Raw genomic sequence first — 22,558 nt, 5'->3', positions numbered from 1 at the left:
AACAAATCGAAAAAGAAAACCCCGCATTGGCATCAGCCAAAAGCGGGACTGGAAACGTCCGCTATTACTTGCCACCTCAACCGGTCAACGCAACACATGCATTAAATCTCTCAGCTGGCGTTTCAAACTCCAATGTTTTGCGGGGCCGTTCGTTGAGTTGTCGCGCCAGCTTGTTTAGTTCGGCCTGAGAGTGCACCGAAAGGTCCGTTCCCTTGGGAAAGTATTGCCGAAGCAATCCATTTGTATTCTCATTTGATCCACGTTGCCATGGACTTTGTGGATCACAGAAGTAAACATCAATGTCGGTTGCCAGCGTAAACTGTTGATGAGCCGCGAGTTCCTTACCGCGATCCCAGGTCAGCGATTTGTACAGCTCAGTTGGTAGCTTCCTGGCCTGCTTAATGAGCGCGGAGACAACCGTCTGGGTTTCTTTGTTGGCGACCCTTTACCAACATTACATACCGTGTATGACGCTCCACCAAGGTCGCGATATGGCTATTCTCAGTTCCTGAGATTAAATCACCTTCCCAATGGCCTGGCACTGCTCGATCTTCAACTGAGGCCGGACGATCACGAATCGAGATCATGTCCTTGATTTGTCCATGCTCACTGCCTTTCTGCGTCGCGTGTACGGAGCGGCGGATTGTGCGCTTGGACCTGAGGTGCTGCTGAAGCTCCTTCTTAAGCACACCGCGGGCTTGAACGAATAAGCTTCGATAGATCGTCTCGTGTGACATCTGATTATGCTCTTCGTCTGGATACTCTCGCTTCAGCCAACCAGCAATCTGCTCCGGTGACCAGTGTATTGTGAGCTTGTTTGAGATCACACGCTGCAAATGTTTGTTAAATGCAAGCTTGCACAGCTTGGGGCGCAAGGCTCGATCCCAGGCCTGATCGTCAGCCGCAATAGCGCGGTATTGGCCACAACCGCCATTGCGTTCAACCTCACGACTGATCGTTGATGCTGGACGGCTAAGTTCCCGGGCAATTGTCCGAATGGATTGGCAGCCAGCTATACCACGTGAGATGACCTCGCGTTCTACAAGCGTTAGCGCCAACTGTGATCGCCTTCGCTCTGCTGGACGTATGCCCCCTGTGCGCGACAATAGCGGGTAAATCGAAGATGAATCTCAATCAAACAAACGCCCGATAGAACTCATGGACTCGCCACGTTGCCAACGGTCCCATATCTCTGACTTCTGCTTACTCGTGAAATAAATCCGACGCCTGTAACTCATTCCAACACTCCATCTTTTCTACATCAAAGATTAAAGTGTTGCGTCGATCAGTTGAGACCACCCTAAAAGCCGGACATCGCAAAGACGCGTAAAATCGAGTTTTGCAACAGAATTCATCCAGCTCCAGACGCAAATCAAGGGGCGGATAAACAGCCTTTAAAGCACCGCCATTTTTCTATGTCCCACTTGCCGATAGAATCTCTGGCACTGGTGGACACATGTTTAGAGCCTGATGCGGGCGGATGTGATTATACTGTTTCAGCCAGATTTGGATTACGACCTAAGCCTGTATTCACTCGGGAAACAGGGTTTTATGCGGCTCAATCCAATTGCGCCGTGCGGGTGAATTTACTCGCTTCGTCTGGCTCGGTAGCAAGCGCAATACGGCCCTCGCGGTGCAGCGCACGAAGGTAGCGAAAACCTTTCGCATATTCCGACAGGATATGTTCGCCTGAGCGAAAGCTCGCATAGGCGGGCGGGTGGCTATCGCTAACGAACGGCGGCAGCGGTTCAATCCAAGAATCGAAATCGGCCGCGAAAAATAGCGGTAGGGAAAAGCGCTCCTCCCGGATGCTGATCACACGATGCGGGCCGGAGCGAAAGCGGCCGTTCGTCCAAGTCTCCAACGTGTCTCCCACATTGACGACGAACGCGCCAGTCACCGGCGGCACATCCGTCCACAGATCCTTGACCGTCATCACCTGCAGCCCCGGCTTCGTCTGATGCAACATCGTGAAGCACTCTGAATCGGTGTGAGAGCCGATGCCGAGATCACTCGAGGGACTCGCCGGGTAGTGCAGCAGCCGCAGGTTGGAAGTCGGTTTTTCGATGCGGTCGTTGAAATAGTCCGGCGCAAGATCGAGCGCGAGAGCGAAGCCGCGCAGCAAATCGCGCCCGAGCGCCATCATTGCTTCATAGTACGAGCCGACCGCGGATTTGAAGCCCGGAAGGTCGGGCCACACATTGGGCCCCAGGAATCGGTATCCCTGCAGATAATCCGGATCATCGGCGGGCAAATCGGCCGCGAGATCAAACGACTCTTTCAAACCAGTGCTGGGCTCCGAGCCATAATCCTCTTCGCCCGGCGGAACATAACCTCGGTGGTTGCGGGAGAGCGCGATGTGATAACGCTGCTTCTCGGCTTGGGACAATGCGTGAAAGGCGGCTGCATGACGATACACACGGCCAATCAACTGCTCGTCCACGCCATGACCCGTCACATAGAAGAAGCCGATCGAGCGGCAGGCTTCGCCAATCTGGCGCGCAACCGATTGGGCGTCGCCGCCATTCCGAAGCGGCGAGATATCGATGACTTCAAGACTCACTCCGAAACACCCCTGCTGTCGCGCGATAGGTCAGAATGGGCGATGCGGCAAATGTACAACATCGCCAAGATTGCTCCAACATTGCGAGGTGGGTGAAGATAATGAAAACGAAAAAACATTAAATGACATTTGGAACATCACTTCCTTGCCATCCAAATACCGCCACATCTTCGTAAAATATCGCGAACTACGTGGCACAGTTATAGGAGGGAAAGACCAGCCGAATCCAGCTGAGGCTGTTGAAGAACTCTGATTTAGGTGAGATTTCGGGATGTTGCGATGTCGATACTGCTTGCAGCGTAAACTCACGAGACCGCATAGGCACCAAGGAGCAAGCCGTATTTACGGCAGCATTTGATGGCGCAGCCATGACCGGAGACAACCGGATTAAGCCGGGACAAATTATGCTGCGGCAGCGGTGGCATTTCGCGATCTCCGAATGGGTGCCGGCCGCCATTATTATTTGCGCTGAAGACGCCATTATCATTTGCGATGAAAATGACACCATCAAGCTGATCAACCAACAAACCGAAGTCCCTTTCCGATATGGTAGAGAGGAATTGGCCGGCCGCCCGATTGAGGTTTTAGTCGCCGACAAATTCCGCGCTGTCAATGAGAGGAAAGGATCAAGCCATGCCGATACGGCAAATCGCGAAGATGGGACACCCGGTATTGAGAATGAGGGCCGAAGAGGTGCTTGACCCAACTGACCCGGAGATCGCGCGCCTTGTCGAGGATATGCGTGACACTTTGGTTGATATCGTCGGCAGCGGCATCGCTGCGCCGCAGATCTATGATTCGCGGCGCGTTATTCTCTACCGGATTGAGGCCGACCGGATTCCTGAAGGCTCCAGCATGAAGGCACTTCCCTGGACCGTGATGATCAATCCCGTACTCACGATGATCGGTGGTGAGAAGCGCTTGATCTGGGAGAGATGTCTCTCGCTGCCGGGCCTCCACGGTAAGGTGCCGCGCCATACCAAGGTGCACATTTCCTTCCAGACGTTAGCGGGAGACACTGTGGCGTATGATGCGGACGGCTGGCACGCGATGATTCTGCAGCATGAATATGATCATCTTGATGGCATTCTCTATCCGATGCGTATGGACGATATAACGCTGCTCAGCTTCAACGCGGAGCCCGGCCCTTTGACAGAAGACGTTGCCCGCGACAAGAGCATAGACCCCATGTTCCAAAAACTCGCGGCGTCATGGACGGGCCGCCACTTGTGGCTGCCGGAGACCGACGGAAAACTCTAGTCGCGTCTGGGTAACAGTCGGCATGTCAAAGCGGTTGTTTTCCGCGTAAGTGATTTTGCTTCGCGTCCTCGCCGATAGCGGGCATTATTTCCGGGATGGGTTTTCTTCCGGGATTAGCCAAGAACAGCCGTTAAAAATTCGACGTCTCTTACTCATGTGTCATTAAATGAGAATTGGAGATCGGGTGGGAGAAGAAAAATCTTTTTCGATTGTCGATGGCTTCCAGCCGGATCAACGAGACATAGCTATTCGGCTGTTCTGGGAAGCGTTCAAAGGCAAGTTGCATCCGATTATGAAGCCGGAGAGAAAGGCTCTCAGATTTCTGAATCTTGTTGTTGATCCCGCCCACGCAATTAGCGCAATTTCAAGCGACGATACCTTAATCGATGTTGCAGGCTTCAAGACCGAAAACGGCGCGTTCGTTGGTGGGGAACTGAAAGAGCTTTGCACCACATACGGAACAATTGGAGGGTTCTGGCGGAGCCTCGTTCTTTCCATACTGGAACGTCCATTAAATCCGGGAACGCTGCTGATGGACGGCATTTTCGTGGGCGAAGCTGCACGTGGCCAAGGCGTTGGGTCGGCGCTGCTGTCAGCCATCAAGGAAAAGGCAAGCGTGTGCGGATGTTCTAAGGTCAGATTTCAGATTGGATGTGATTGATACTAACCCGCGCGCACGTGCCTTGTATGAGCGCCAAGATTTCATCCTTGAAAGCACCAGCAACATTGGTCCGCTGCGCCATATCCTCGGATTTCAAAAAGCAATTACAATGGTTTGCGAAGTATGAGGTGAACAGCCTTTTCGATACGTAATCTCGTGTCTACTTGGGGCCAGAAACGCTCGTCAGAGTCGCTCTATTTCTGAGTCCGTTCGGCCCACAATAACGAACATCATATTCGGTAAAATGGGTTTGGTAGTTTTGGCTTCCGGTTACCGCTATTGGCACGCAGTGAAGAATGATCGGATGAGGCGTCACTGCTGCAAAGCCGCCTTGATGGCGCCCAATCCACGGACACGAATGAAATGCACACGCTCCATTCCATGCAGGATTTCGGTAACTGCGACAAGCTGCGGCTTGTCATGGCGCAGCTTGGCTTCGCTTTCCGCATCTAAGAAATTGATATCTTGGAAGGAAGGCCGAAACTATTACCGCAGAACCGAAATGCAAAGGCGCCTTCACCCGCCTTTCGCATTGCGATAATTCTCGGCACGGATGCGATATTTTTTGGCCTCGTCGGTGCGCCCGGTATCGTCTAAAAACGACGCATAAACCTCGATCATCCCAATGGTGCTTGGATGGCTTCTACCGAGCGCCCGTTCATAGGTCTTCGCGGCCAGCTTGAAATGAAAATCTGCCGCCCTGGGTTGGCCAGATTTCCAGTAGAGCTGAGCCAATTTAAAAAAACTATTTGCCACCAGTTCGTGGCCCGGGCCAAGCGCCTTTTCTCTGATCGCCAGGGTTCGCTGAAACTGGAAATCAGCATCGTCATATTCTCCCTGTACTTGGTAGAGGATGCCTAAATTATTGTGAATTTTGGCGGCCTCCAAATCATCTGCACCGAGCGCCGCCACGTAGATTTTCAAGGCGCGTTTGTAGATGAACTCGGCGGCAAAATATTGTTTCTGATTATGGTAGAATACCGCCAGCCGATTGAAGCTCGCCGCCACGTCAGGATGTACCGAGCCCAAAGCTTCTTCGCGGATTGCAAGCGCCTGCTCATAATAATTTTCGGCCACGGAATATTCATTTTGTAAACCGTACAAAACCGCAAGATTGTCGAGCAGGATGGCGGTTTTAGCGTCTGTTCTGCCGAATATGCCCTTGGCGATCGGTAACGCTTGTTCAGCAAACGGTACCGCCTCCTCATACCTCCCCTGGGACTGCAATTCTTTCGACTGCTTGATGGCTTTCGTCAAATCGCCTTTGTCGCCCCACCCCGTGGCGGGGAAGACAAGCCCGGCGAAAATACAAATGACAAGCCAGCGCGATGCTCTCAAAAGGGATTTTGGCATAGAAAACACTATATCTGACGCAGTGCATCGCCGCGAGCCTGAGAGCGAATATTTCGCCCGCTCATTAGCTTCAACGTATCCTCACCGCTATGAATTCCGGACGGGGATTCTGACACAGCTTGGTTCCGGAGCAGGCCTACATGCCAATTCCTGCGCGGCCGGCTTAAAGCGCAGCCGCTGACATTCCCACTTTGAAGGCCGACCGAGCGTATGATAACGAACGGGTGGCTAGCCACTCTCATACGGGCTGCCAGCCAAACTCATAATGAATGACTAGGGAGGGAAAACGATGAAGGCCTACCACGGGGGGTGCCACTGCGGCGCAGTCAAGTTCGAGGTCGACGTGGATTTGTCGCAACTCACGCGCTGCACCTGTTCTATTTGTGCGAAGAAAGGCGGCCTGTTCTGCTATGTGCCGCCGGATCAGTTCCGCCTGTTGCAAGGCGAAGATGACCTCACGGCCTATCAATTCAATACCAATGAGGCGACGCATTCATTTTGTAAAAATTGCGGCATTCACACATTTGGCCGTCCGCGCTCGATGCCCGATATGCATCTCATAAACGTTCGCTGTCTCGAGGATTTCGATCTCGAAACCGAAACCTACGAGGTGAAGCTGTTCGACGGCCGAAATTGGGATGCCGCAATCAAGGCCCGACAGGAGAGCAATTGAACGGGAAGTTGGGCGTCATCGTCCGAAAGGGGATCTGCCGAGATGGCACGTATCTCTGACACCCTCATTGTCGCCGGAGCGCTGGGGTCTGCCTGGGCCGAATGGGATGATGGCGTGGCAGCCTATGCGGCGGGCGATTACGCGACGGCCTACCGCCAGTGGTTTCCGCATGCCGAGCAGGGTGACGCCAAGGCGCAGTATAACCTCGGCGTGATATACGCCAACGGCAAGGGCGTGCCCAAGAACGACATCGAAGCGATCAGATGGTATCGCGAGGCCGCCGCGCAAGGCCATGCGGGCGGCCAGTTCGGCCTCGGTTCCGGCTACTTCCTCGGCCGGGGTGTGCCGGAGAATTACGTGCAGGCGTATATGTGGTTGGCCCTGGCCAAGGCGCAGGGCCATGAGAAAGCGGCGAAAGGTCTGGATGTTGTTAAAGCAAAGATGACCCGCGGCGACATAGCCAAAGCCCGCGACCTGTCGTCGCTATGGTGGAAAGAGCACAACTAGGCACGGGTCCACGCATTGCCGGTAATCTCGGTACCTGCTCCATAGGCGCCGGCGTGATATCAGGGCGTGAGCCAAGCGGGATTTGGACCTGGCGGAGATTGACCATGATCGCCCGCCGAGTAGACAATCGGGCTGTTAATATTTGTTAGGAAAGGAAGCGGGTATGGCGGGTCTGACACGCGTAGCCAGCGCTGAGACGAGCGCCGCAGCAATCTGCGATATTTTGAACCGCGACGGCGCTGTGGTGGTGGAAGGGGCGACAGAGCCAGGCATGTTGGCTGCGCTGAATGCCGATCTCGACCATTTCTCAAGCGATATTGGCGTTGGCCTGCGCCATCCGACGAATGATTTTTTCGCCGATTTTTATGGCGCGTCGACCGTCCGTTTTGACGGCTTGCCAGCAAAATCTGCAGCGTTCCTGGATGTGATGCAATTGCCATTGCTGCAGGAGGTCGCCGACATCCTGCTCAAACCGAGCTGCGAGGATTATCTGCTCAACACCGCGCAGCTGATCGAAATTCGCCCGGGCGAGACGGTGCAGTTAATCCACCGCGACGAAGATGCGTGGGCGTTCATGCCGAAGGTGAAGCCACTCTTGCAGGTCGAGGCAATGTTCGCGCTGAGCGATTTCACCAAGGCGAGCGGGGCAACCCATGTCGTTCCCGGCAGCCATCTTTGGGAGCCTGACCGCGAGCCGGAACCGGCGGAAATTTTGCAAGCCGAGATGCCGGCGGGTTCGGCGCTGTTTTATCTCGGTCGAACGCTTCACGGTGGCGGCGCGAACGTAACGGCGGACGTGCGCCGCCGCGGCATGTTCCTCGGTTTCGTCGTTGGCTGGCTGAGGACAGAGGAAAATATGTTTCTGACGGTGCCGATGGAAGCCGCCAAAACCATGCCCGTCCGAGTGCAGGAGTTGTTGGGTTACAAGGCGCATGCCGGCATCGGCGTCGTCGACGTCGGCAGCCCGATGGCGCTGTTGCAATAGAGCACGCCGGTGCTAACAACCGGCGCGGACAAGGTCGTCGCAGGTGATTCTACCTGCTCGGGATTTACTCTAGGCCGCGATCTAGTCGTTGCCGGTCAATTCAAAGTCGGCCAGCGATATTTCGTGGGTGCGCCGCCACAACTCCGCTGAGCTGAACGGATAATTCTGGGTTGCGCGGCCCTTACTGTTTTTGTACCAGCTGCTGACTTTTGAGAAGCCCCAGGCGCGTAGCAAGCTGGCTTCATCCATGCGCTGGCTGTGGCTCCAGTAAGTTTCGTCTTTGACGTCCATTGCCTTGGCGCCACTGCTCAGGATTTGCCGCAGGGCATCAAGCAGATATTTGACCGAGAACTCCGACCACATGATGGCGCTGCCGCCATGCACCACTTGGTTTGTATTTGGGCCATATAGAATAAATAAATTTGGGAATCGTGGCACAGTCATGCCGAGATAGGCGCGGGCATCGTCACCGTCCCAAACCGCGTGCAGATCGGCCCCACCGCGACCGATCACTTGCATGGGCATGAGGAATTGCGACGCATGAAAGCCGGTGCCGTAGAGGATGGCGTCAAACCTGTGTTCGCTGTTGTCGTCGCAAACAATGCCGCTCGGCGTGATTGCCTTAACCTTGCTGCGCACCAAATTCACATTGTCGCGCTTGAGCGTGGCGATCCAGGTGCCATTGTCGCGAATGATCCGTTTAGCGCCGATCGGCGTGTCCGGGATGATCCCGTCACGCAGGTCAGGCCGATCAACTGCCTGCGCCGCCATCCAATCTGTGACCACGTGGCGGACCGTGTCGTTGAGCGCCGACACGGATTTTTCCGTTGGCTTAAAATCTGGGTCGACGACCACGCCGTCGAGCATGCCCTTGGCGCCGGGCAACGCCAGCGTAACGCGGTACCACATGGAATAGAGCGGGAGATGTTCTAGGAGCCATTGTGTGCTGTCGCTCACCGCTTCATGCAAGAGCGGTGTCGGCAGCAGCCAGGGCGCGGTGCGCGCAAAGACGGTGACATGCTCCGCGACCTTCGCGACTTCGGGAATGAACTGAAGGGCGCTTGCGCCGGTGCCGATAACGCCGACTCTCTTGCCGCTGAGGTCGACCGAATGGTCCCACTGCGCGGAATGAAAACTCGGACCGAGGAAGGCGTCCCGCCCTGGAATGTCCGGCAGGCTCGGCCGATTGAGCTGGCCGACGGCGCTCACCAAGACTTCGCTTGTGAACTCCTCTTCGCCCGCCGTGGAGCGTGTCTGTAGGTTCCACTGTCCGGCAGCTTCATTCCAACGACACGCGGTAACCACGGTGTTGAAGCGGATATGCTCGTAGAGCCCGTGCTGGCGGGTGACTTCCTTGAAATAGTCGAGAACGTCTTCAGCCTTGCCGTAATAATCCGGCCACAGCCCGCGGGCGAGCGCGTAGCTGTAGAAGAAGCTGTTACAGTCTACCCGGCAGCCCGGATAATTGTTCTCGTACCAGGTTCCGCCGACTTCATCGTTCTTCTCGAATATCACGAAGGGAATGCCCGCTTGCTTGAGGCGGAGACCGGCCAAGATGCCGCTTTCTCCCGCGCCGACAATCGCGACCGATAGGTCTCGGTCGGGCGCGAGTTGGTCTTTGGTCCAGCGTGGCGCGCGCTGATCGAATTCGCTTACAACTGCTTCCTCATATACTTGAGGAATGAAGGGCTCTATCTCGGCGCCCATCATCCAAATGGCAATGCGATACATTTCATCGAAGGTTGGCGGGCCGGGTGGTTCCCCGCCGCCGTCACGAAACGATTTCAGCGCTTGGAAGCATGTTTCGCGAACTTCCGCTTCAAGTTCTTCCGACATGCCGCTTTCGGCGATTCCGAAAATAACCTCGGGCCGCCATGCGTCTTTGAGAAGCGTGTAATCCCGACTTAAATAAGCGGTGGTGATGATCAACGTCGGAATATCGGCGCCACCCAGATGGCGCTGAAGCGACGCGTCATCCGCAGTGAAGTTTGAGACCGAGTTGGTAAATTTCATCGCCTTGTTCCGCTCATCTTATGCAAAATATTGCGCGCAACCGAAATTGCGCTTCGCGGAAATTTACGGTGAGCAGGTCTCCCGATCCCTAGCCCTATCCGAGCAACGGCATGTAACTGTCGAGCGTCTTGAGGCAGGTGTCGCGATCTTCCGTTGGCATGTTTAAAAGCACGCGATTGACGCCGGCGGCGCGATAACCTTCAAGTGCGGCAGCGTCGGGTTCGGCATTGAAGACCGTAGTGGAGAGCGTCGCCATATCGCGCCCTGCCTCATCGGCGATACGGCGCAGGCGGGCCATGCCGTCTACCATATCGACCGGCCCGCGCGGGAACCAACCGTCACAATATTCGACGATGCGGCGCAGCGTGTGATCCGTCTCGCCGCCGAGCAGGATCGGCGGATGCGGTGTTTGCAGTGGCTTCGGCGAGGAAAAGGCCGGGTCGAAATCCACGAACTCACCGTGAAATTCACCTTTCTCCTGGGTCCATAATTGCTTGGCCGCAAGGATGGTTTCGCGCATCACTTTGAAGCGGTTTTTATATGTGACCCCGTGGTTCTCCATCTCATCGACATTCCAGCCGCCGCCGATGCCGAGAATGAACCGCCCGCCGGAAAGCCGATCCAGGCTGGAGACGGCTTTCGCCAGATTGAACGGGTCATGTTGCGGCACCAGGCAGATGCCGGTGCCGATTTTAAGCGTCTTGGTCACGGCAGCGGCGAAGCTCAAGCCCACGAACTGGTCATAGGTATGATAATACTGCTTCGGCACCTCGCCGCCGCCTGGAAAGGGCGTTTTGCGACTGACCGGGATATGGGTGTGTTCGCAGGCGAGCAGCGATTCAAAACCGCGCTGTTCCAGCTCGGTGGCAAGCTCCGTGAGCTCAATCGAATAGTGGGTCGGAAAGAAGAATACGCCGATATCCATGTTTGGTCATCCTTGTAAGAGTGAATTGCCGGTGATCTTATCCGTTGGCGCCCGGGCCTGCTACGACGGCGCGCGGCGAGGCGACGAAGGCGGCGCCGATGCCGCGCTTCCGCCGGCTGTCCCACGCCGCCATATTGGGGCAAGCGTAGAGCACCGGGTAGACGCCATGGTTTTCCCAAGAGACGTCAAAATCAGCGGCCAGCGCTGCATACACGGCATCGGACAGGCGGCTGTCTATAGCCACGGCTGTGGCGCCGCCAACATCGATTCTCGGCTGATGAATGGCATCGTCGATGGACATTCCGTGATCCACCAGAAATGAGATCAGTTGCAGCACGGCGGGCATGATCCGCCGGCCGCCAGACGCGCCCAACGCCACGCGGAGACCGTCCGCCGTTTCGACAATGGCCGGGCACATGTTGGAGAGCGGCCGCTTGCCGGGGCCGATTGAATTTGGCCTGCCGGGGCGCGGGTCAAACCACATCATGCCGTTGTTCATCAAAATGCCGGTCTCGGGAAGCACAACTTTCGAGCCGAACGGCGAGAGCAGAGTTTGGGTCAGCGAGACGGCGGTCCCTTGGCTATCGACCACGCTAACATGGCTGGTGCAACTGGCGGGCTCTGTGGCGGCATCATCGCCGGCGCCGGCGAGTCGCACCGCGATTGCGGCTGCGAGGCTGGATGCCAAGCGGTGGAAGGCGTCAGCGCCCGGCGCGCCATCAGGTATGGGCCGACTTTGCAGACCATCGAGAGCGTCTTTCATGGTGGGGCCAGCGGTCAAACCGAGTGCGGCAAAAACTTGCGCTGACCGATAGGGATAGGCGGCGACGTCAACAATCCGGGCGCGGTAATCGCGAAATTCGCCAAGGCTGAGGGGGCAACCGCCGGCGGTCAAATCGGCGACAAGCTTTTCAGCGGTTTCGCCACGGTAAAAATCATCGGCGCCCACTTCGGCGAGCCGACGCAGAGTGTTCGCCAAATTGCCAAGCCGGATGCGCGGCGGTGGCGAACTCCATTGCCCGGCTGCTGGAAAGCCACCGGGCATATAAAGTGCGGCTGAGGTTTGATTTTCAGCAAGATCGGCGGCGGCGGCGGCGATAGCGATGGTGGTGTACCAATCGGCTTCCATTTCGGCTTCGGCGCTGGCGATTGCCGGCGCGAGAAGCTCGGCCCAGGCTTTGGTGCCGAAGCGCTCATGCGCCAGCCCCAGCCCGCCGACCTGCGTCGGCAAGGCAATCGAGAAAAAGCCCTTGAGGTTGCGATCCTCCAGGACTTCAGGCCAGCCGAACATATCGCCGCCACTGGCGCCGGTCAGCGGATAGGCGGATACGTCCAGATCCGCCGGCGCGACCATGCCGAAATCGACCATCTGGGCGCCGGCTTCGCCGCTTCGCCGCACCATCATATATCCGCCGCCGCCGAGGCCGCTCATCCACGGCTCGACCGTCGCGAGGACAAAGCTGGCGGCGATTGCGGCGTCGATGGCGTTGCCACCGTCGGCCAATATTTTTGCGCCGGCTTCGGACGCGAGACGATGTTGGGTGGCGATCACCCCGCCGACGCTCTCGATTACCGGTTTCGTGAGGCGCCAAGCTTCAGTCGCGGGGCGCGGCGGGATTGCCTTGGATGTCACGGCTCACTCCATTCTTTTTAAATCCGGGTTGCCTAATTCTACGATCCCATTATTTGGGCGCGGAGGTCATCTGTAGCCTCGGCGTCCAACGCCAATGTGTCTTTATCGCGCGAGCCCGTGATGACGACCGAGTAGATTGCCGCCGCTCTTTCTTGAGTTTCCCAACCTCTTGATACGTCGCGAAGAACACGGGCCGGGTCGCGGGTACGGGGGTCGCCGTAGCCGGCGCCGCCGCCTTCGATGCCGCGCAGGGTTTCGCCCGGTGCGATCTCGGCCTGCACGAAGTTTGCGAGTTTTACCTCGCTGCCATTGGCACTGCGTTTGAATGTTGCGCCGGGATACCCGTCGGCGCCGCCATGCGCGCCGCGCGGTGGAAAATAATGCCCGTCCGAGGGAATAACAGCGGTCATCGGTGAGGTCGTTGGGCCGTACACCACCTCAGTTGCGGGCGCGCCGCATAGTTGGCCCGCTCCTAAGGTGGCGGGCAGAACGCGGATCGAGTGAATTTCCATCGGATAGCGCGCTTCATCAAGTTCGACACTGTCGAGGCGAATCATGCCCGCCGCAGTCGGCATGCAATAAGTCAGCCAGCCATCGGCCATCGGCCCGGCCGGTCCGCCGCCGAGGCCGAGGAAAAGTTGGCCGACATAAGGGTCGCCGCCACGACGTGGATCTTGGCCAGAAATCACGGCCATCGCGGCACCCATTGTGGACGAGCCGTCAGCCAGGCCGTAGCCCTCACCCAATTTGGCGAATGCGCCTTGAACGGCATAAATGAGCCGCTCGGCAATGTTGGTGGTGCAGGCCGAGCAGCTATGCGGAAACGCCGGGCGGCCGACGACGCAATCATCACGCAACAGCACGCGGACGCGCCGGAAGGCGCCGGAGTTATGTGGAATATCATCGGCGAGGCAGTTTAAGACCGCGGTGAACACGTTTGCCAGGCAGGTCGCCTCGGTTTGATTGAGGCCGCAATCGACGCAATCGACATTGTCGCGCAGGTCAACCTCGATCGTCGCGGCCGCCGAATCGATGGTTAATTTGGCTTTCACCGGAATTCCGTCGGGCAAGATATTCTCAACCGGATCATGCGTGCTTACGCTGGCCAGGCTGGCCGATGGCAACGCCCGGATGGCGCTCGCCATGCGCGCTTCTGAATAATCCATCCAGCGGCCAACGAAACGGGTGACCGTTTCAGTGCCGATCTTTGTGCACAGCGCCTTCAGGCGACGCTCGCCAATGCGAACCGCGCCGATGAGCGCCAGGAAATCGCCATACCATTGCTCCGGCACGCGAATGCGGCGGCGGCACATGCGGACGATATCGGCGTTGGTCTGATAATTTTGCTGCACCCGGACGCAGGGAAAGATCAGCGCGCCCTCTTCGTAAATATCTCGGGCGAAGGCGTGATAGGTCGTCGGCACGCTATTGCCGATGTCGGCCTGGTGGGCCTTGGCGCAAACCGTAAAGAGATGCTCGCCATCGATGAAGACGGGTGCCAGCAAAGCGTGATCGGCGGCATGCGAATTGCCGAGATAGGGATCGTTGTGCAAGAACGCGTCGCCCTCGGCGATATCGTCATGCAGGTCCCGCATCGACCCGGTTTGCAGCGAAGCGCCGAAGACATGGACCGGCAAGCCATCGGCCGCGGTGATGAGCTGATCATCGGCAGTGAGGATGGCACAGGAAAAATCCTTGGCGGCGGCGATCACGGTCGAGCGTGCCGCGCGCAACAAGGTGTTCGACATTTCGCGCACGATGCCATCGAAGCGGTTAGCCAGCACCGCCGTCAGAACGGGATCCTCAATCGAATCCACAGGCTCGGTGGACTTTTCGGGCGCTTGGAACCGCGCCGGATCGGCGGGCGCTGTCATGCTGCACTCACGGTGAACGCGCGCCGCTCAATCGGCGCCCGGGCGGCGATAGACGCCGGCCTGGGTGTTGGCCACGGTCATCGCGTCGCGGGCGTCGGCGGCGGTCATGAGAACGGTCGTCGTCACATCGGTGAGGCTGCCGGACGCGGCAGACGCCATCATGATCGCCATCATCGTCTTGTTGTCCGGTGCCTCGATGATCTCGATCAGATCATGCTCGCCGAAGGCAAAATAGAGATGATGGAGTTTGCCGCCGAAGCTTTCGCACACTTTCTCGGCAAGCGCGGTCCGATCTTCCGGGTTGGCGACCAATCCCTTCCACGCCTCCGGCGTGTATCGGCAGCGCACTAGATATTGCGGCATGGTGTCACCTCGGATTGTTTCACGATCGTCATTTGGCAACTATTCCAGGGCGCGCTTGCCTTGGATCGGACCCGACCCTAGACCGAATCCCGGTTGATTTGAATTCAGCAATGCAAAAAACGACAAAGCCCGAGAGCGCTCAAGAGTGCTCAAGACGCTGGCCGGGTCCGGGATAGCAGGCCCTCTTCGCACGCCTTGATCTGTAAGGAGAGGTATTTGGAATAGATCCGGCATTGGGCAAAGCTGCCGGCCAGGAACCACAGGCCTGGCTGCCCGGTGCGCTGGAACATGTTGCGCAGCTCCTGCGCTTCGCCAAAGCCCCAGATGGTCCCGACAGAATCGGCGACGCCGTCACCGAACAATCTGCGGACCAGATGCTCCTGTCCCTTATACCCAGTGGCGAGGACAATGAGGTCGGCGCCTCGCACATCGCCTGATTTCATCTTTACGCCTACGGCGGTGAATTCAGCGATATCCGAATATTGGACGAGCTTGATCTTGCCGTCGGCGAGCAGATCGGAGCAGCCGACGTTGAAATAATAGCCGCCGCCCCGGCTCAAATATTTGAACTGCCATCCCGATCCGTCTTCGCCGTAATCGAGCTTGAAGCCGATTTGGGTCAGGCGGTCGAGCAGCGGCTTGTCGAGCGCCTTCGCCCGTGTCGTCATGAGAATCTGCGATTTCCGCGCCACGGCGAGCGGCATCGAGGCGGCAATGAGGTCGCAATCCTCTAGCGGCGGGCCTTCGTCATAAAGCGCGTAGGGAAGCTGCGCGCTGGGCTCGACATTGACGATCTGGGTTGGGCTGCGCTGCACCAAACTCACCCGGGCGCCGCTCGAATAGAGATCCTGCGCGATATCATGGCCGCTGTTGCCGGTGCCGATGACCAGGGCATCGCGGCCCGTCCACGCCTCGCCATCCTCGTAGGCGCTGGAGTGGATCAGCGTGCCCTGATATGCCGCCAGGGTCGGGATATCCGGGAGGTTGGGAATATCGCTGACGCCCGTGCTCAGAACAATGTGGCGGGGATGTATCTCGCGAACTGTGCCATCGCTGTGATGGAGTTCAACGGTCCAGCGCTCCGCCGCGGCGTCATAGGCGCCGCCACGAAACTCCACCGCGCTCCAGAAATTCAGCTCCATGCTCTCCACATAAGATTCAAACCAGTTGGCCAGCTTGTCCTTGGGGATATAGACCGGCCAATTCGGCGGAAACGGCATGTAGGGCAGATGGTTGACATGCACCTGATTGTGCAGCGTGAGGGCGTGATAGCGCGTGCGCCAATTATCGCCGATGCGCGGGTGGCGATCGACAACCAGTGTATCGACGCCGAGTTGGGTCAAGCGCGCGGCGATGGAAAGCCCGGCCTGCCCGCCGCCCACCACCAACACGGTGGGATCTCTGGCATCATAGGCGGCGGCTGACTTTCTAAGATCGAGCCAGTTGGGCCCGTGGAAATCGCGCGAATAGGCTTCGCCCCGGGGCCGCGCTGTTCCGACGCGTTCCTCGAATCCGCGGAGGTGGCGGAGCGCGGTCAGCAGCGTCCAGGCCTTGAATTTACCGCCGTCATCATCGTCCGGGATGAGACGCAAGACGCCCTCGCCGCGGCCATCGGCGGTCTCGAAAGCAAAGATCGCCTCGATGGCATCGCTACCGGCCCGCGTGACCTGACGCGGCGGAGTCCGCGACGGGTCGATCTTGAAGCCGGTCAGTTGGGCGCTGCCGGCGCGCGAAGCGAGCGCCGCCACGACCCGCTCAGCGCCGCTCACCGTTTGAATATCCCAGCTCAGCGCCAACACATCACGCCAGTGGCATTCCGGGTGAAAGAGCGCTTTGACGGCCGGCCAATCATTGGCCGAGAGCGCGTGCTCGAACTGCGCCAACCAGCGCGCCGTCATCTCCGAAATTGAATCACCTGCGATATCGAGCATTCTCTATCTTGCCCAGGAGCCGGCGCGGTGGCCAAAAGATTCGTGTGCCGATTTTGGCAATTTGGGTTTCGACGGTCGCCGGAAAATGCCCATTCCCCGCCCGAAAGCCGAATAAGATAAGTACCCCGTCTCTGAGTCAAATGCAGGCATGGCGCCAAGGGGTCGCACAGCCCAAAACGGGGAAACCGCCGATGCCAAGGTTTGCGGGCTATCCGAAGTAAGGAGCGTTTAGCGCGCGCCAAGGCGTGGCGGTAAAAGTCTTCCCTAAACTAGCCGTCGTCTTCTTCGTCATCCTCATCGTCGTCGTCGTCGTCGTCATCGTCGTCCTCTACCGTGGGCTTCTTGTGATGGTTATAGGCCTGGTCATAGCTCTGGGCATCGTCGGCATCCGTCTTATCAATGTATTTGACCGCTTCCCGCCAGTCGCCGGAGGCCTGTTGGCCGAGCGCGTCGTTGCAGTCTGTGCTCGACGAAGAAGAGAAAGTGGAAACGTCGTCACTAATGGCCGCTTGAACGTTTGCCTCCGGCGACGTGGCGGCTTGAACAGTCACCTCCGGCGACGTGGCCGCTTGTACAGTCGCCGGCAACAATGCCTGCAGCGCGGCTAACCCCGCGGCTAGCATGCTCAAAACCAGAATTTTGCGAAGTTTATTCATGATTCTTCTCCTAATTCTAACGATGCGGATCGCGCCAATTATAGCCTTGCGAAGCGTAAACAGAAATTTCGCACTGCAAAACCCCGTTCTATGTACCACTTTCTGATAGTGTCTCTGGCATCGCTGGACGCCGTCAGCGGGCTGCGTTCCGGGCCCTTGGGAGAGAGAACGCCCCCCAATTCACCAGGGCCCCCAACCATCGGCTAAGCTAGCCCCGTGCCGCCCTTATCACTCGGAACTCTCGAACACCTCGCCACTGCCCGATACGGCCTGGCTACCCGAATTAGGCGCCATCGCGTATTTACCGCCTCTAATTCTTCTGCCATTCCTATGACAATTAATACACTTCTGCATCAGGCACTGAGCATAGGTTCGTCAGTGTCCTAGACATTCTTGTAGGTTATTTTTTTGATGACACATGATGAATTCAATGAATTCTGCCGATCGCTAGCGTCAACGACTTACGTCATGCAGTGGGGCGGCTCTCACGTCTGGAAAGTTGGCGGCAAGGTGTTCGCGATCGGTGGCTGGAACAAAGGCAAGTATCCCGGCATCACGTTTAAGGTCTCTGAGATCGCATACGAAATGCTAGGGGAAATGCCGGGGCTCCGCCCTGCTCCGTATTTTGCTTCTAGAGGCATGAAGTGGATACAACATTTTAAGGCGCCGGGTCTTTCGGACGACGATCTAAGATCATATTTGCAAACGTCCCATCGCATAGTATCCCTGGGCCTGACAAAAAAACTGCAAAAGACGTTGGGGCTTAATCAGGCATAGGATTTTGGATAAGGCCTCTCTATCGATATCAATGCATCGGAAAGATCCGAGTCGAGTCGACCACAGACGAAGTCGTTCGCTTTTGCCGGTTTAGGCGATTTGGTTTTCGACGGTCGCCGGGAATCGTCCATTTCCTGCCCAAAATCAGTCTTTGATCAGATATGCTAGGCACTTGGCCTATGCTGGGCACAGGGAAAACTGATGAAACATGCGAAAATTTGGCTGGCTGGATTAATCGCGGCGGCGTTGTTGGCGCCGCATACGGCGTTTGCCTTGGAGATCTCCTCTGACGCCGTCAGCAATGGCGTTTTGGACAGCGACAGTGCTTGCGAAGATCATGACGGCGATGACGAAAGCCCGCAGATCAGTATTTCGGACGTCCCGCCCGGCACGACGCATTTTGCCATAATCATGGATGATCCGGATGCAAAGGCACTCGACGGTAAAACCTGGGTGCATTGGAACGTTGTTAATATACCGGCCGATCACACTGAAATCGAGGGCGACGAAACCCCGCCCGGCGTGGTGTTGGAGAATGACGATGAAGATGCGGAATATGGCGGCATGTGCCCAACCGACGGGCGGCACATGTACCGGATTGGCGTGTTCGCGCTGGACGCGCCGATCGAAACCGATGGTGATGACGCGCCGGAAGCGCTGACCATCGAGATGCTCGAATCCGAATATGGCGATCAAATTGTCGGCAGCGCGCTGATCGAGGCGGCCTTTCCCTGATTTTACCGAGCTATGACGGCCGGCGACGGTGGATATGGGTTCTGCCCGGCATTTGCGGCAGGCGACAACCGATCTTGTGCCTGATCCACTGCTACGAAACTTCCGACAAGGCTTGACCCGGAGCGCTGCAAGCCCCAAATTACGGTTTGAACCCGGTAGCGAAGAAAATGGAATCGGCGTTAACCATCAATCGGATAGATGAGTTTGCGCCGCTCCCCTGAGCTACCGACACGTGGAGGAATATATGTTTAGTCCATTGAAGCTCATTATCCTGGTCGCTGTGATTGCTGTTGTTTGGTACGGCTTCAAGGCGGCGGGCAGAATGAAAGCCAAAGCGGCGAAACTTAACGAAGCCGACGATCAGGATAATATTGAGGATCGCCACTGACCAGCAATGTTCGGTTTTAGTCTACCCAAACTTCTTATCCTGATCGCGCTTATCGCGGTCGTCTGGTATGGCTTCAAGGCCGCCGGACGTGTCAATCGAAGACGCCAAGCGCAAGCAGAACAAGCAGAACAAGCGCCGCGAAAGAAGCGGTTCAGGCTCCGCGCCAAAGATATGGTGCAATGCCCCAAATGCCAGGCATACGCGACTTCGCTCGATTCCCACACCTGTGAGGTATAAGCCGGGCAGCCGCGCGCCGTTCGAACGTTGACCGCCGCCAAGGAAGCGGCTAGGTGATAGAAAACCTCATGGGTGCGAACGGGCAATCATCTTTTCAGTCGCTAATCTTGGAGCTACAGCGCTTCTGGGCGGAGCAGGGCTGCGTCATTTTGCAACCCTATGATCTGGAAGTTGGCGCCGGCACTTTTCATCCGGCGACGACGCTGCGCAGCCTCGGGCCGAAGCCATGGCGTGCTGCCTATGTGCAGCCGTCGCGCCGCCCGACCGATGGGCGCTACGGCGAAAACCCCAACCGCCTCCAGCATTATTACCAGTTTCAGGTGATCCTGAAGCCGTCGCCGGCCGACGTCCAGGCGCTCTACCTTGAAAGCCTGGCGCGCCTCGGCATCGATGCGCGCGCCCACGATATCCGCTTTGTCGAGGATGATTGGGAGAGCCCGACGCTGGGCGCCTGGGGGTTGGGCTGGGAAGTCTGGTGCGACGGCATGGAAGTCACGCAATTCACCTATTTTCAGCAGGTCGGCGGCGTCGATTGCGATCCGGTGTCGGCCGAGCTGACCTATGGGCTGGAGCGCCTCGCGATGTATGTGCAGGGCGTCGACAATGTCTATGACCTCGATTGGAACGGCGCCGAAGGCGACGCCAAAGTTACCTACGGCGATGTGTTCAAACAGGCCGAGCGCGAATTCTCTGCCTTCAATTTCGAATATGCCGATACTGAAATCCTGCTGCGCCATTTTGCCGACGCCGAGAAGGAATGTGTGGCGCTGCTAGACTGCGCGCCGGCGCTGCCACTGCCGGCCTATGACCAGTGCATGAAATCGAGCCATTTGTTTAATCTGTTGGACGCACGCGGCGTCATCAGTGTGACCGAGCGCGCCGCCTATATCGGGCGCGTGCGCGCCATGTCGAAGGCCTGCTGCGAAGCCTGGCTGACAAGCGAAGAGAGTGGAGCTTAAGGCAATGGCCGAGCTGCTGCTTGAGCTTATGTCGGAGGAAATCCCGGCGCGCATGCAAGCCAAGGCCGCCGCCGATCTCCAGCGCCTGCTGTATGAGGGGCTGAAGGAAGCGCGCCTCGACTATACCGGCGCGCACAGTTTCGTCACGCCGCGCCGCCTGACTGTGGTGGTTGACGGCCTGCCGGCGGTGCAGCCCGATATTTCGGTCGAGCGCAAAGGCCCCAAGGTAGGCGCGCCCGAACAGGCGATTCAGGGTTTTCTTAAATCCGCCGGCGTCACCCTCGATCAATGCGAACAGCGTGAAACGCCGAAGGGCATGGTGTGGTTCGCGGTGAGCCAGGAACACGGCCGCCCGACGGCGGAAGTGCTGACCAACCTGGTTCCGGCCGCGCTGGAAAAACTGCCCTGGCCCAAATCGATGCGCTGGGGTTCAGGCCGCGCGCGCTGGGTGCGCCCGATCCATTCCTTGCTATGCCTGCTGGACGGCGCCGTGGTGCCGGCAAGCTTTCAGGATACCCAAGCCGGCGCCGCAACGCGCGGCCATCGGGTGCTGGCCGGCGGCGACATGACGGTTGGGAATTTTGCTGAATACCGCGACGGCTTGCGCGCTGCTTTCGTGATGCTCGATCCGACGGAGCGCCAACAGGTGATCCGCGACGGCGCGGCCCGCCTGGCGACGGCGGAAGGGATTGCCGTCAGGCCGGACGAAGCGCTGGTGGCGGAAAATGCCGGCCTGGTCGAATGGCCGGTGCCGCTTTTGGGCCGTATCGACGCCGAGTTTATGGACGTGCCGGGCGAGGTGTTGAGTTCGGCGATGCGCAAACACCAGAAATATTTTAGCCTCGAAGATAAGGACGGCAACCTCGCGCCGTCTTTCATCATGGTCGCCAATATGGCGACGGCGGATGACGGTGCGGCAATTATCGCCGGCAATGAGCGCGTGCTGCGCGCCCGCCTCGCCGACGCTAAATTCTTTTGGGATCAGGACCGCAAGCAGACGCTCTCCAGCCGCACGCCAGCGCTGAAACATATTGTCTTTCACGCCAAGCTCGGCACGCTCGATGAGAAGGTCGACCGCGTCCAGGCCCTGGCGGTCGAGCTTTGTCAGTATATTCCCGGCGCCGAGCGCGACCGGGTGCGCTCGGCGGCGCGCTTGTGCAAGGCCGATTTGAGCACTGATATGGTCGGTGAATTCCCGGATTTGCAGGGCGTGATGGGGCGTTATTACGCGCTCGCCGACGGCGAGGCGCCGGAAGTGGCTACGGCCATCGCCGAGCATTACGCGCCACAAGGGCCGGGCGACACCTGCCCGAGCGCGCCGGATAGCGTCGCCGTGGCGCTCGCCGATAAGATCGATACGCTGGTTGGATTCTTCACCATCGACGAAAAGCCAACCGGCTCGCGCGATCCCTATGCACTGCGCCGCGCCGCGCTCGGCATAATCCGGCTGATCCTGGAGAACGGGCTGCGCCTGCCGTTGCGCGCCGTGTTCAATGTGGCGGCGGGGGGGAAAGCGACCACGGAATCAGAAGATACGGCGCAAGCCTTGCTCGACTTCTTCGCCGATCGCCTCAAGGTGCATCTCCGCGAACAAGGTGTGCGGCATGACCTGGTGAGCGCGGTGTTTGCCCTTGGCGGCGAGGATGATCTGGTGCGCCTGATGGCGCGCGTCACTGCGCTGGGTATTTTTCTCAGCAGCGAAGACGGCGGGCATCTGCTTACGGCGTACAAGCGCGCCGCCAACATACTCCGCATTGAGGAAAAAAAGGACGGCGCCTCCTATTCCGGCGAAGTGGACGAGTCCCGATTGGTTGCTCGTGAGGAACAAGAGCTTGTTGCAACGATAAAAATTACCGTGCGCGAAACAAAGGCGTCCATCGCGACAGAGAATTTCGTGGGGGCAATGGCGGCAAACACTGCGCTAAGGGTGCCAGTAGATTCTTTTTTCGATGAGGTTACGGTCAACGCTGATGACCCGGCATTGCGAGAAAATCGACTAAAACTGTTGTCGAATATTCGAGATACTCTTGATCTCGTCGCCGATTTTTCCAAGATCGAAGGCTAG

At 57.9% G+C, this 22,558-nt stretch carries 19 protein-coding genes and 2 pseudogenes; 11 read left to right on the top strand and 10 right to left on the bottom strand.

Annotation, left to right across the window (positions count from 1 at the left end):
* Positions 1-76: 76 nt before the first annotated feature.
* Together O3A94_06365 and O3A94_06360 are read right to left on the bottom strand one after the other, a co-directional pair.
* Positions 77-1,238, bottom strand: a pseudogene (locus O3A94_06365) (IS30 family transposase).
* 320 nt (positions 1,239-1,558) lie between these two features.
* On the bottom strand, positions 1,559-2,563 hold the full coding sequence (locus O3A94_06360; GenBank protein MDA1355878.1) for an isopenicillin N synthase family oxygenase: 1,005 nt from the start codon (positions 2,561-2,563) through the stop codon (positions 1,559-1,561).
* Between the two features lie 239 nt (positions 2,564-2,802).
* On the opposite strand from O3A94_06360, the gene O3A94_06355 reads away from it, so the two are divergent.
* From O3A94_06355 to O3A94_06345, 3 genes and pseudogenes are all read left to right on the top strand, one after another.
* Positions 2,803-3,264 (top strand): hypothetical protein, encoded by a 462-nt coding sequence (locus tag O3A94_06355; protein ID MDA1355877.1) that lies wholly within the window; start codon positions 2,803-2,805, stop codon positions 3,262-3,264.
* Positions 3,197-3,823 (top strand): peptide deformylase, encoded by a 627-nt coding sequence (locus O3A94_06350; protein MDA1355876.1) that lies wholly within the window; start codon positions 3,197-3,199, stop codon positions 3,821-3,823. The genes O3A94_06355 and O3A94_06350 overlap by 68 nt, the downstream gene beginning before the upstream one ends.
* 166 nt (positions 3,824-3,989) lie before the next feature.
* Positions 3,990-4,611 (top strand): annotated as a pseudogene (locus O3A94_06345) (GNAT family N-acetyltransferase).
* A gap of 389 nt (positions 4,612-5,000) precedes the next feature.
* Here the strand turns inward: O3A94_06345 and O3A94_06340 are convergent.
* On the bottom strand, positions 5,001-5,741 hold the full coding sequence (locus O3A94_06340) for a tetratricopeptide repeat protein (protein ID MDA1355875.1): 741 nt from the start codon (positions 5,739-5,741) through the stop codon (positions 5,001-5,003).
* 385 nt (positions 5,742-6,126) lie between these two features.
* Here O3A94_06340 and O3A94_06335 point away from each other — a divergent pair, with 385 nt between their 5' ends.
* The 3 genes from O3A94_06335 (at position 6,127) to O3A94_06325 (ending at position 8,002) form a co-directional block, all read left to right on the top strand.
* A complete protein-coding gene (locus O3A94_06335; protein ID MDA1355874.1) occupies positions 6,127-6,510 on the top strand; it encodes a GFA family protein in 384 nt (127 codons plus the stop codon).
* Between the two features lie 42 nt (positions 6,511-6,552).
* A complete protein-coding gene (locus O3A94_06330) occupies positions 6,553-7,017 on the top strand; it encodes a tetratricopeptide repeat protein (GenBank protein ID MDA1355873.1) in 465 nt (154 codons plus the stop codon).
* A gap of 163 nt (positions 7,018-7,180) precedes the next feature.
* Positions 7,181-8,002, top strand: a complete 822-nt coding sequence (locus O3A94_06325; protein ID MDA1355872.1) for a phytanoyl-CoA dioxygenase family protein — start codon at positions 7,181-7,183, stop codon at positions 8,000-8,002.
* 81 nt (positions 8,003-8,083) lie between these two features.
* On the opposite strand, the gene O3A94_06320 is transcribed toward O3A94_06325, so the two are convergent.
* The 7 genes from O3A94_06320 to O3A94_06290 all read right to left on the bottom strand — a co-directional run bounded on the left by O3A94_06320 (position 8,084) and on the right by O3A94_06290 (position 17,397).
* A complete protein-coding gene (locus O3A94_06320) occupies positions 8,084-10,015 on the bottom strand; it encodes an NAD(P)/FAD-dependent oxidoreductase (GenBank protein ID MDA1355871.1) in 1,932 nt (643 codons plus the stop codon).
* 94 nt (positions 10,016-10,109) lie between these two features.
* The gene (locus O3A94_06315; protein ID MDA1355870.1) at positions 10,110-10,940 is read right to left on the bottom strand and encodes an LLM class F420-dependent oxidoreductase; all 831 of its coding nucleotides are present in this window, start codon (positions 10,938-10,940) and stop codon (positions 10,110-10,112) included.
* Positions 10,941-10,977: 37 nt separating this feature from the next.
* A complete protein-coding gene (locus O3A94_06310) occupies positions 10,978-12,573 on the bottom strand; it encodes a gamma-glutamyltransferase (GenBank protein MDA1355869.1) in 1,596 nt (531 codons plus the stop codon).
* Positions 12,574-12,611: 38 nt separating this feature from the next.
* Positions 12,612-14,447, bottom strand: a complete 1,836-nt coding sequence (locus O3A94_06305) for a hydantoinase B/oxoprolinase family protein (protein ID MDA1355868.1) — start codon at positions 14,445-14,447, stop codon at positions 12,612-12,614.
* Between the two features lie 27 nt (positions 14,448-14,474).
* On the bottom strand, positions 14,475-14,810 hold the full coding sequence (locus tag O3A94_06300; protein MDA1355867.1) for a GYD domain-containing protein: 336 nt from the start codon (positions 14,808-14,810) through the stop codon (positions 14,475-14,477).
* A 149-nt stretch (positions 14,811-14,959) separates the two neighbouring features.
* Positions 14,960-16,741 (bottom strand): NAD(P)/FAD-dependent oxidoreductase, encoded by a 1,782-nt coding sequence (locus tag O3A94_06295; protein MDA1355866.1) that lies wholly within the window; start codon positions 16,739-16,741, stop codon positions 14,960-14,962.
* Positions 16,742-17,010: 269 nt separating this feature from the next.
* The gene (locus O3A94_06290) at positions 17,011-17,397 is read right to left on the bottom strand and encodes a hypothetical protein (GenBank protein ID MDA1355865.1); all 387 of its coding nucleotides are present in this window, start codon (positions 17,395-17,397) and stop codon (positions 17,011-17,013) included.
* 411 nt (positions 17,398-17,808) lie between these two features.
* Between O3A94_06290 and O3A94_06285 the strand changes: the two genes are divergently transcribed.
* From O3A94_06285 to glyS, 5 genes are all read left to right on the top strand, one after another.
* Entirely contained in the window at positions 17,809-18,174 is a 366-nt protein-coding gene (locus tag O3A94_06285) for an MmcQ/YjbR family DNA-binding protein (protein MDA1355864.1), read from the top strand.
* A gap of 201 nt (positions 18,175-18,375) precedes the next feature.
* Positions 18,376-18,909: a YbhB/YbcL family Raf kinase inhibitor-like protein gene (locus O3A94_06280; protein MDA1355863.1), complete on the top strand. Its 534-nt coding sequence runs from the start codon at positions 18,376-18,378 to the stop codon at positions 18,907-18,909.
* 244 nt (positions 18,910-19,153) lie between these two features.
* A complete protein-coding gene (locus O3A94_06275) occupies positions 19,154-19,297 on the top strand; it encodes a hypothetical protein (protein ID MDA1355862.1) in 144 nt (47 codons plus the stop codon).
* 305 nt (positions 19,298-19,602) lie between these two features.
* On the top strand, positions 19,603-20,493 hold the full coding sequence (locus O3A94_06270; GenBank protein ID MDA1355861.1) for a glycine--tRNA ligase subunit alpha: 891 nt from the start codon (positions 19,603-19,605) through the stop codon (positions 20,491-20,493).
* Positions 20,494-20,497: 4 nt separating this feature from the next.
* Positions 20,498-22,558, top strand: coding sequence for a glycine--tRNA ligase subunit beta (gene glyS, locus O3A94_06265; protein MDA1355860.1), 2,061 nt, complete (start codon positions 20,498-20,500; stop codon positions 22,556-22,558).

Source organism: Pseudomonadota bacterium (genome assembly GCA_027624955.1).
Taxonomy (GTDB): domain Bacteria; phylum Pseudomonadota; class Alphaproteobacteria; order UBA828; family UBA828; genus PTKB01.
This window is presented reverse-complemented; position numbering and strand designations above follow the sequence as displayed.